Source organism: Sporolactobacillus sp. KGMB 08714, from assembly GCF_036598985.1.
Lineage (GTDB): Bacteria > Bacillota > Bacilli > Bacillales > Sporolactobacillaceae > Sporolactobacillus.
Genome location: NZ_JAUUBW010000028.1, coordinates 46997 through 53674, shown reverse-complemented (window position 1 = coordinate 53674; position 6678 = coordinate 46997). Strand labels below are relative to the sequence as shown.

The window sequence follows — 6678 nt, the reverse complement described above, 5'->3', positions numbered from 1 at the left end:
GTCTTGGTACTCCCCCCGCATAGCAGGGGGTTTTATGTTTCGCACGCTACGCGTACTCAACGGACTAAAGTCCATAATAAAGGGCAGCAGGATGCCCTGCTGCCGTCGGTGGAAAAGGGGACCATTATCCTGATCGGGGCAACGACTGAAAGCCCGATGTTCGAAATCAATTCGGCGCTGCTTTCCCGCTCCCGCCTTTTCCGCTTCGTCCCGCTTTCTCAGGATGACATCCGCAAGATTCTGGAAAACACGCTTGCCGATAAAGAGCGCGGCTATGGCCGTTACAAAATTCAGGCGGACAGCGACGCCATCGACCACCTCGTCCGCGTTGCGAACGGCGACAGCCGCACTGCTCTGCACGCACTCGAACTCGCCGTTTTGACGACCGATCCGGACAAGGACGGCGTGATTCACATTGACCGCGGCGTTGCCGAAGAGTCGATTCAGGAAAAAGTGCTTCAATATGATAAAAAGGGAGACAATCACTACGATACGGTCTCGGCTTTTATCAAAAGTATGCGCGGATCCGATCCGGATGCAACGCTCTTCTGGCTCGCCAAAATGATTGCCGCCGGAGAAGATCCGAAATTCATCGCCCGCCGGATTTTCATTCATGCCGCCGAAGACGTCGGCCTGGCCGATCCCAATGCGATTCTCGTCGCCAACGCGGCCGTCACCGCGGTGACATTTATCGGCCTGCCCGAAGCGCGTATACCGCTCGCGGAAGCAGCGCTTTACGTCGCCACCGCTCCGAAAAGCAATGCGGCCGTTATCGGCATCGATCAGGCGCTTGATGCCGTTAAAAACGGTAAAACCGGCGAGGTGCCGCTTCATCTGCGCGACGCCCATTACAAGGGAGCATCGAAACTGGGCCACGGGAAGGGCTACCTTTACCCTCACGATTTCCCGGGAGGCTACGTCCCGCAAAACTACCTTCCGGAAAACCTTCGCACAAAGAAATTCTATCATCCTTCGCCGCGCGGTTATGAAAAAAGCATTCAAAAAAGGCTGGATTATTTTGCCGAACGCAATCGCGAAAATAAATGACGGATTATCCCTCCTAGCATGGATATGATAGCAGACAGCCCCGTGTATAAAAAACTTCTAAGTTGTCTATCCTTCTTAAAAATAAGCAAGAATGCAAGAAGGAGAGTATGTCATGACAAAAGTGAGACAAGATGCCTGGTCGCATGAAGACGATCTGCTGCTTGCAGAAACCGTCCTGCGCCACATAAGAGAAGGTAGCACACAGCTTGATGCATTCGAAGAAGTCGGCGACCGGCTGAATCGCACAGGAGCCGCATGCGGCTTCCGCTGGAACGCGATCGTACGCAAAAAATACGAACAGGCCATTGAAATTGCCAAAAAGCAGCGCAAGCAGAAGAAACGTGCCGAACAGCGAAGCAAGATCGTCCGCCCCGCCCCCGTTTTTTCTGCCGCGGAAAGCGCCTATCTCGCCAATCCTTCAGATACGGATACGAATAATGAGATTGAGGCGGTCGGGACAGACCCGGATATAACCGCTGCCTCCGACCGGCAGGCAGAAAAAGAAGGAATCAATTTAAGCGACGTGATCGCTTTTCTGAAGACGCTGCAGCGCGGCAAAGCGACAACAGGCCGGCTGGAACAGGAAAACAGCCATCTGAAGCTGGAAAACGATAAACTCCTTCAAAAAGTTTCCGAGTTGGAGAAAGAAATCGGCGGGCTGCAGAACCGCCAGCAAACCGTAGAGGACGACTATCAGGCGCTGATCGGCATCATGGACCGCGCACGGCGGATGGTTGCCTTCCAGGACCAGGAGTCCGTTCAGGGAGCCACTTTCAAAATGGATCAGAACGGGAATCTGGAGAAGATCGCAAAATAATCAGAACGCTTGTTTATAGATACGAAAACTACCAGAAGGCGTCTCATAAGTCGATTTACGGCAATGGGACGCCTTCTTTCATTTCACATAAAAAATTGATCAATCAACCCGTATTTCCGGTGAATTATAACACGGTAGTCAAAAATTTGTATTAGTAAAGGATTTTTAGTTTAGCCTCCTCTTCCTCATTGGCATAATTATATAAATCACTCATAGTCAAAAATACCTTAACATCAGGATTTCTCATGACCTTGGTATAAAAACACGGAAATCCAGGAATCAAGGAATGGGGCGTTCCCCTTTCATAAAATCAGGGGGACAACTCCGGGCTGCTCTTTGTCAATCACGACTCGTCACCGTCAAAGCTGACGAACCCGGTAGAAATCCGAATTCGGCCGATAGAACCCGGATTCCGGCCGGTAGAAATCCGGTTCTGGCCGATAGAACCCACGATTTGGCCGGTAAAAATCCATATTCGGCCGGTAGAACCCAGAATTCGGCCGATAGAACCCTCGATCTGGCTGGTAGAAATCCATATCCGGCCGGTAGAACCCGGATTCCGGCCGGTAGAACCCAGAATTTGGCCGATAGAACCCCGGATCTGACCGGAATCATCAGTAAAACAGCGGAATATCATCAGTAACCGTCAGCATATCAGCAAAAAAGATCAAAAAATCAGCAGTAAATGGACTGCCATAAATAAATATGATTCACTTCATTGATAACTTGTATTGCTCGTCGCGACAGTGGCCGGCGCGAGGACCGTGCCGCCGCCCCGCTGCTGAGGCCCAATCGTAATCAATCCGTTTGCACTGGTTTGCGGGGATGAATTTCCGCCAATGACTACGCCCTGATCGAAATGGATTGCGGATTTATTACTCTTCGGATAAAAGTTATTCATGACATAAACTGTACGCTCAAAATTGACAGATTCATTCCATCCTGCACTGTCATCGCTTCTGTTGTTCGATCCATTGATGAAAACATAACCCTGATAGGTGTCGCCCCCTTCGGAATTCAGATCGCCTCCAAAATAAACGTTCCCCACATACGTAGCCTTGCCTGTGTCATTTCCCTGTCCGTTAATATAGGTGTTTTTCATAAAGGTGGCATCACTGTCCTTTTTCAGATTGACCTGCTGATTGATTCGGACGTAGCCGTTAAAAGTCACGGTGACACCTTGTTCGACATTCAACTGGCCATTAATCAATACATTCCCGTTAAACACCGTGTCTTCTTTAATGTTCATCTGACCGCTTGTATAAACATCTCCGTTAAAGGTTGACGGGTTCTCAATATTCAACTGTCCATCAACATGAACATCCCCATCAAATACCGAAGGGGTATTGATTGATTGTATATTTAACTGATTTGAAAAATTAACCGCCCCCTCAAAAAGGGGCTGTGTCACATCATTTCCGGAAATAGTCGGAGCCCCTGCTATTGGAGAACTTGGAGGCGCTACAAGCGGCATGTCCTGGAAAAGGCTTTGAATGGCCGAAAAGTCAACGGTCTGTTTTGTGTCTCCCACGCAGTTGGCCGATGATCCATTAATAAAAACATTATCATTGGTGTGGCAATAATAGTTTCCTTGATGAATCAGGCTTCCTTCCATATAGGGCAGTGACAGCCCCATGTATTCCGGTGTGCGGTCGGAATCCCCTCCGCTGCTGCCTCCGCTTGAATCGCTCCCATATTTAAAAGTTTTTTCCTGAGCAATGATCCGTTTCTCGCCTTGAACGGTCCCCGTACTGGTCACGGTCAGCTGAATCTGATTGTCTCCGGCATGCTCGTTCCCGATCGCTACTTCATATTCCGGATTGCCCTGCATTGAGCGGATGTCCTGATCCCCGGATGAGTTCAGAGAGTCCGGCAGTGCGCTATCCAGTGCGGTTTTAAAAGCTTCAAAGGTGCCGGGAACGTTTCGATTGATGGTTTTCAGTTCCTCGTTTATTTTTTGATTATAGGCCTTGAGTCCCATCTCTGCCGCATTTGTCGCCTGGGTGCGGCTGATTTCCAGGCCGATCTGCCGCATATGGCTGAACGATACGCTGATCAGAAAAAGCCCCATGATCGAAAAAACGGCAATGACCAGCAGAACCACGAGCAGCACCGATCCCTTCTGCCGCCCGGGTGTATTCGGCTTTTTCAATGGCTCTGCCCTCCCCCGCTGTCATTCCATGGATAATTCAGCGCCGTATTGATTTGAAAATTCAATGCGCTGTTTCCCGATACATTTCTCGGTGAAATCGTATAATTTATTTCAAGTTGATTGGTGCCCTGATTCACTTCCATTGATGAAGGGCTTCCGGAATAAGACAGATTCTCACTTGATATAATCTCGGCCTGATCGGCGCTGTCATATTTTATTTCAACCTTTCCGTCGCTGACCGAGACGGAAAAGGGCCTGTTATTTTTATTAAAAAACGCTTGAGTCAGGCGGGACTGAACAAGATTGGCATCAGCCTGGAGGTCATTTTCCGTCAATGTCCGGCCGGCCGATTTTTCGCCGGAAAGCCAAATCGCGAAAATCAGTGCAAAACAGACCGATGCGATAGTCAGAACGGCAAGCATCTCAACCAGCGTCATGCCTCTTGAATTATGGATCATCTGCCTGTACCTCTCAGTTGCTGTTTGTCGTATAATAGTTGTAAAGTTCTACATATTTAGTGCCGTAGTATGTTCTGACAACAATGGGAATCAGACCGCTCCCGTCAATGGTTTTAAGGATGTATACATAGATATCGTATCCATTCGGAAGGCCCGGGTCATTGGACTCGATGAAATAATCTGTGTTCTCCGGAACAGCGGTCGGCGAAGCGGCCGCTGATGACGATTTGCCAGGCAGTGTGCCGGCCCCCAGAACTTCCGAAAGCTTTTTCTGCGTGAGCTGCGAAGCCGTCAGCTTCGTCCCGTTGTCCGTCGTGATCTGCTGGTTCTGGATAAAAACATAGGCAAAGGCTAGGAGCACGACACTCAGGAGAGCGATTGCGGCAATCACCTCGATTAGCGTCATCCCGCTCTGTTTCAGGTTCATAAGTCCTGGTCCTTTCCTCATTCGCGTCTTTGTTTTCTATTTTAAACGGTTGATCCATGGATTGAAAGTCCCGCTTTACGGATCTGACCGTCAATCATCCGGGAGGAAGCCAAATGAAGCGCACACATCGCCGGTTAGGGGATTTACTAGTTGAAGCAGGCCTGATTACTCAAGAACAGTTGGATTCGACGCTTGAACAGAAAAGCGCGTCACAGAAACTGGGGCACGCGCTGATCGAGCGCGGTTATATCTCTGAACAGCAGTTGATCGACGTCCTTTCCATTCAGCTGGATATCACGCAAATCCATTTAAGCAGCCAGGTCATCGATCAGCAGGCCGTTAACCTTGTCAGCCAGGATTTTGCCCGCCGCAATGAATTAATCTGTTACAAGAAAAAAGACAATGTGCTTTTTGTCGCCATGACTAATCCGCTTGATTTTTTCGCCATCGACGACCTGCAGATGATGACCGGCTTTCAGGTCAAAGTGGCGCTTGCGCTGCCCAGTGAAATTACAAGCGCCATTAACCGGCTGTATAGCGAAGAAGATACGGTCAGCGAATTGCTGACCACAATGAATATACGTCCGGCGGAGGACGCGGAAACGTTATCGGCGGAAGATGATACACCGATTATTAAAATTATCAACAAATGCCTGATCAGCGCCGTCGAAGAACGTGCGAGCGATATTCATATCGACCCGCGCGAATTCAGCGTCGTGGTCCGTTTCCGGATCGACGGCGTATTGCACACTTACCGGACATTTCCAAAAGAAATGCTCAGTGTCCTCGTGACCAGAATCAAAGTGATCAGCAGGCTGGATATCACGGAAAAACGTCTGCCCCAGGATGGACGGGTAAAAGTGACGGTCGGGAAACAGCGCATCGACCTCCGTGTATCGACACTTCCGACCCTCTTCGGAGAGTGCGTCGTTCTCCGTCTGCTGAATACCCAGGACCTGCTGCTGAAAATACCGAATGTCGGCTTCACCGAAGAGCAGGAAGCCGCTTTTTCAAAAATGATTGCCCGTCCTACCGGGCTGCTTCTGATCACGGGCCCGACCGGATCCGGCAAAACTTCGACGCTCTACGCGGCGCTCAATCATCTGAACAGCGAATCCCAGAATATCGTTACGATTGAAGATCCCGTGGAATATCAGATTGAAGGAATCAATCAGATTCAGACCAACGCGCCGGTCGGCCTGACGTTTGCCGCCGGTCTGCGGGCGATCCTGCGCCAGGACCCGAACATCATCATGGTCGGCGAGATCCGTGATTCGGAAACGGCAGAGATCGCCATCCGGGCGAGCCTGACCGGACATCTCGTACTTTCTACTCTCCATACGACCGATGTTCCGACTACCGTTTACCGCCTGATTGACATGGGCATCGATCCCTTCCTCGTCGCCGCCGCGCTGAGCGGCGTCGTCGCCCAAAGGCTTGTGCGCAGAGTCTGCCATGACTGCGCCAGGCCTGTGGAAGCGACACCAATCGAGCAGGCATTATTCAAGAAAACAGGAATGGACTGCCCGCCTGTGCTGATGAAAGGGGTTGGCTGCAAGTCCTGCCACCAGACCGGATATCTCGGCCGGACAGCCGTACATGAAATGCTGGAAGTGACCGATGACATTTCCGAAAAACTGATCAATCACCATTCTTACAAAGACATTCAGAATCTCGTACAGAATTCCGGCGGACAGACGATGCTGGAAAACGGCCTGATCAAGGTAACGAAGGGCATCACCACGGTCGATGAGCTTTTAAAGATTATCAGCTGACA

The 6678-nt window shown here is 50.2% G+C and carries 6 protein-coding genes; 3 read left to right on the top strand and 3 right to left on the bottom strand.

Annotation, left to right across the window (positions count from 1 at the left end):
* Together Q6A92_RS13200 and Q6A92_RS13195 are read left to right on the top strand one after the other, a co-directional pair.
* Positions 1-1047 (top strand): replication-associated recombination protein A (locus Q6A92_RS13200; protein WP_332238383.1); only part of this gene is annotated, 1047 nt, incomplete at its 5' end.
* A 112-nt stretch (positions 1048-1159) separates the two neighbouring features.
* Positions 1160-1864, top strand: a complete 705-nt coding sequence (locus Q6A92_RS13195) for an RsfA family transcriptional regulator (RefSeq protein WP_274398052.1) — start codon at positions 1160-1162, stop codon at positions 1862-1864.
* A 715-nt stretch (positions 1865-2579) separates the two neighbouring features.
* Here Q6A92_RS13195 and Q6A92_RS13190 read toward each other — a convergent pair.
* The 3 genes from Q6A92_RS13190 to Q6A92_RS13180 are packed head-to-tail and all read right to left on the bottom strand — an operon-like array spanning position 2580 to position 4901.
* Positions 2580-4016 (bottom strand): hypothetical protein, encoded by a 1437-nt coding sequence (locus Q6A92_RS13190; protein WP_332238382.1) that lies wholly within the window; start codon positions 4014-4016, stop codon positions 2580-2582.
* Positions 4013-4474 carry a type II secretion system protein gene (locus Q6A92_RS13185; protein WP_332238381.1) on the bottom strand — a complete coding sequence of 154 codons (462 nt, stop codon included), beginning with the start codon at positions 4472-4474 and terminating at the stop codon, positions 4013-4015. The genes Q6A92_RS13190 and Q6A92_RS13185 overlap by 4 nt, the downstream gene beginning before the upstream one ends.
* Positions 4475-4487: 13 nt before the next feature.
* The gene (locus Q6A92_RS13180; protein ID WP_332238380.1) at positions 4488-4901 is read right to left on the bottom strand and encodes a type IV pilus modification PilV family protein; all 414 of its coding nucleotides are present in this window, start codon (positions 4899-4901) and stop codon (positions 4488-4490) included.
* Between the two features lie 113 nt (positions 4902-5014).
* On the opposite strand from Q6A92_RS13180, the gene Q6A92_RS13175 reads away from it, so the two are divergent.
* Positions 5015-6676 carry a GspE/PulE family protein gene (locus Q6A92_RS13175; RefSeq protein ID WP_332238379.1) on the top strand — a complete coding sequence of 554 codons (1662 nt, stop codon included), beginning with the start codon at positions 5015-5017 and terminating at the stop codon, positions 6674-6676.
* Positions 6677-6678 lie beyond the last annotated feature (2 nt).